Here is a 3,579-nt window from a genome sequence, read left to right as displayed (position 1 = left end):
CGCCACCACCGGTGCCCGGCACTCCGCCGGCCGCCGGGCCGGCCACCGGCCACCGACCAGCTCGGGACGGCCCGGGACTACCAGGCGGGGCCGATCCGGTCGGCGACGATCTGCGCGGAAAGGGTGACCATCGGCAGGCCGCCACCGGGATGGGTGGAACCGCCGACCAGGAACACCCCGTGCGCGGGGGTCCGGTTCGCCGGCCGGAGCAGACCCCCGGCGGTGCCGTAGATCGCGCCACCGGGGGCGGCGGCCCCGTCGGCCAGGTCGGCCGGGGTACGGACCTCACGGAACACCAGCCGGTCCCGGACGTCGACGCCCCGCTCGGCGAGCACGTCCAGGATCCGGTCGGCGTACGCGTCGGCCAGGCCGGGACGCCGCCAGTCGACCGCCGACAGGGCACGCCCCTGCCGGGCGGCGTTGACCAGCACGAACCACGCCTCGTGCCCGGCCGGGCGGACCGTCGGGTCGTCGGCCACGGTGACGAAGACGGTCGGGTCGGGTGCCGGGCGGGCCGGTACCCCCCGACCCGGCGCGCCGAACACCGCGTCGAACTCGGCGTCGTAGTCGCCGGGGAAGAAGACGTTGTGGTGGGCCAGCCCGGAGTCCCCGGCCACCCCGAGCAGCAGCACGAACCCGGCCAGGCTCCGGTCGGCGAGCCCGGCCAGCCGGCGCGGGCTGGGCAGCAGGTCCCGGTAGACGGTCAACGCGTCGACGTTCGCCACCACCATGTCGGCCGGGACGGGCGCGGCCACCCCGGCGAGGCGTACCCCGTGCACCCGGCCACCGGCGGCGTCGATCCGGGTGACCGTGGTGCCGGTCTGCACCACCACGCCCAGGTCCAGGCAGCGGGACAGCAGCGCGTCGGCCAGGGTGCCCAACCCGCCGCGCAGGTACCAGCCGCCGAAGGCCAACTCGGCGTAGGGGACCGCGACCAGGGCGGCCGGCGCCCGCCGGGGGTCGGCGCCGGTGTAGGTGGCGTACCGGTCGAGCAGCATCCGCAGCCGGGGGTCGCGCAGGCTGCGCCGCCCCAGCCCGCGCAGCGTCTGGCCGGGCCCGATGGCGGCCAGGTCGCCCAGCCGCCAGGCGAGTTTCGCCAGGTCGCGGGGGGAGTCGATGCCGGTGCGCAGGATGTCCCGCCAGGAGGCGTCCCAGACCCGGCCGGCCCGGCGCCACAGCCGCCCCCAGTCGGCCGCCGCCTCGGCCCCGAACGCGGTGCCGATCCGGTCGGCGAACGCCACCGGGTCGGCGCAGGAGTCGAGGACCGGGCCGCCACCGGGGAAGACGTGCCGGACGATCGGGTCCAGCGGTACCAGGTCCAGGTACTCGTCGAGCTTGGCCCCGGTCGCCTCGAACAGGTCGGCGAAGACCTCCGGCAGGGTGAGCAGGCTCGGGCCGGTGTCGAAGTGGAACGCCCCGAGCGGGGTGTCCCGGGTGTACCGCCCCAGTTTGCCGCCGACCACCTCGGCGCGTTCGAAGACGGTGACCTCGTGCCCCGTCACGGCCAGCCGGGCAGCGGTGGCCAGGCCACCCACCCCGGCGCCGACGACCACGACGCGAGCCATGTGAGCCTCCTGAGGCGGTGTCACGTGAGCCGGGGGCGGTTCAGCCGACCGGACGGCCCCGCCAGGAGAGGCGGTGCCGCTTCCGGAGATGGTACGACCGTACGGTCAGCCAACCCAGGACCACGACCGACACCGGGTGGGCCAGCGCGTCGGGCCACCAGCGGCCCCCGGTGGCGCGGGCACTGACCACCCGCCCGGCCACCCCGAGCAGGTACGCCACCAGCGCGGCCGACGCCACCGCCGGGGTACCGGCCAGCGCGGCGGCCACCGCCAGGGGCAGCGGCACGGTGTAGAGGAGCAGCAGCAGGGCGAGTACGGCGACGGCGCCCGCCGGGTGGCCGAAGGAGGCCCAGAGCGACTTGGTGTAGCCGTCGCGCAGCTCCGGCCAGGTGTCGTACATCCGGCACCGGGCCAGGGCGGAGCCGTCGGCCATCGCGATCCGCCCGCCGGAACGTTTCACCGCCCGGGCCAGCTCGATGTCCTCCAGCACCCTGTCCCGGACCGCGTCGTGCCCCCCGGCGGCGTCGTAGCCGGCCCGGTCGACGAGCAGGAACTGCCCCCCGGCGGCGGCCAGCGACGGCCGGGCCGAGCGTTCCATCGCCCGCAACGGCAGGAAGGTCAGCCAGAGCCACTGCAACAGCGGCTGGACCAGCCGGTCGGCCACCGAGGAGACCAGGATCCGTGGGTACGCCGACAGCAGGGTCGCCCCGGCGGCCCGCAGGGTGGTCACCGCGGCGGCCACCGCGTGCGGGGCGAGGACCACGTCCGCGTCGACGAAGACCAGCACCCGGGCGGCCGGGTCGGCGTGCCGGGCCAGTTGCCGGCAGGCGTGCGGCTTGCCCAGCCAGCCGTCGGCCAGCGGCACCCCGGTGTGCAGGGTGACCCGGGGGTCACCGGCCACCACGGCCCGGACCACGTCGGCGGTGCCGTCGGTGGAGCCGTCGTCGAGGACCACGATGCGCAGCCCCGGCACGCCCTGCTGGGCCAGCAGCGACCGCAGGCACGGCGTGACCCGGGCGGCCTCGTCGCGCAGCGGCAGCAGCACCGCGACCGGTTCGGTGACCGGTGCCGGGGTGTCCGGTGGGCGGCGCAGCCACCGGCCCGCGTTGACGTACGTGTGCGCGGTGAGCGCCGCGACGGCGAGCGCGAGCAGCCAGGTCACCGGGGGGTGCTCACCCGGAGCCGCTGCTGCCGCCCCCGCAGCAGGGTGACCGCCAGTGGCACCGCGGCCACCGACATCGCCACGGCACCCCACAGCGCCGAGGCGGGCAGCCGGAGGAAGACCGCGTGCGCCAGGATGCTGGAGAAGTACGTCCACAGGTAGAGCGCGTACATCGGCGGGTCGGCGGGGTCGGGGTCGCCGACGGCCGGGCCGCCGAGCGGGCGCAGCAGGGTCATCAGCAGCACCGCGAAGAGCAGCCAGCCGAGGTAGTTGCTGACCGGGATGCCGGGCAGGCCGGGCAGCGCCGGGGTCTGCCGCAGCCACACCCAGTACCCTTCGGCGACCATCTGCGGGTCGAGGAAGAGGTCCCAGGCGGCCAGCCCGGCGGCGGCCAGCGAGATCCGCCGCCAGCCGGTGGCCGTGCGCCCGGACCCGCCGGCCGCGAGTTCCGCTCCGGCGGCGGTGCGGCCCGACCCGGCGCCGGTGAGCCGGACCGCGGCCAGCCAGGCCGGCCAGGCCATCCAGGTCCAGGCCAGCGGGATCACCAGGGGCACCCCGAACAGCTTCGGCCCCAGCTCGCCGGAGTAGTCGTAGCTGCCGAACGGGAACCCGGTGGCCACCCCGAGGGCCTCGATCGCCAGCCCGCCGCCGGTGGCCACGGCGACCAGCGCCGCCGCCGCCCGGGGACCCCGGCTGAGCAGTGCGTGGCTGACCGACAGCAGGTAGCCGAGGACGACGGTGGCCACCGTCAACCGGGCCCGGGTGGTACCGGTGGTCAGCGGGTAGCCGATCTGGGCCAGGACGAGGACCCCGAGCAGCAGCCAGGGCACCAGACGTCGGGGGGTCACGGGG

Annotated in this window: 3 protein-coding genes; all 3 read right to left on the bottom strand. The window is 76.5% G+C overall.

The window, feature by feature from the left end; genetic code table 11:
• Window positions 1-77: 77 nt before the first annotated feature.
• The 3 genes from GSF22_RS31945 to GSF22_RS31935 are packed head-to-tail and all read right to left on the bottom strand — an operon-like array spanning window position 78 to window position 3,575.
• Window positions 78-1,565 carry a phytoene desaturase family protein gene (locus GSF22_RS31945; RefSeq protein ID WP_208817631.1) on the bottom strand — a complete coding sequence of 496 codons (1,488 nt, stop codon included), beginning with the start codon at window positions 1,563-1,565 and terminating at the stop codon, window positions 78-80.
• A gap of 40 nt (window positions 1,566-1,605) precedes the next feature.
• On the bottom strand, window positions 1,606-2,727 hold the full coding sequence (locus GSF22_RS31940) for a glycosyltransferase (protein ID WP_208817630.1): 1,122 nt from the start codon (window positions 2,725-2,727) through the stop codon (window positions 1,606-1,608).
• Window positions 2,724-3,575 (bottom strand): carotenoid biosynthesis protein, encoded by an 852-nt coding sequence (locus tag GSF22_RS31935; RefSeq protein WP_208817632.1) that lies wholly within the window; start codon window positions 3,573-3,575, stop codon window positions 2,724-2,726. The genes GSF22_RS31940 and GSF22_RS31935 overlap by 4 nt, the downstream gene beginning before the upstream one ends.
• Between the last annotated feature and the right edge of the window lie 4 nt (window positions 3,576-3,579).

This window comes from Micromonospora echinofusca (genome assembly GCF_017614955.1).
GTDB classification, from domain to species: Bacteria; Actinomycetota; Actinomycetes; order Mycobacteriales; family Micromonosporaceae; genus Micromonospora; species Micromonospora echinofusca_A.
This window is presented reverse-complemented; position numbering and strand designations above follow the sequence as displayed.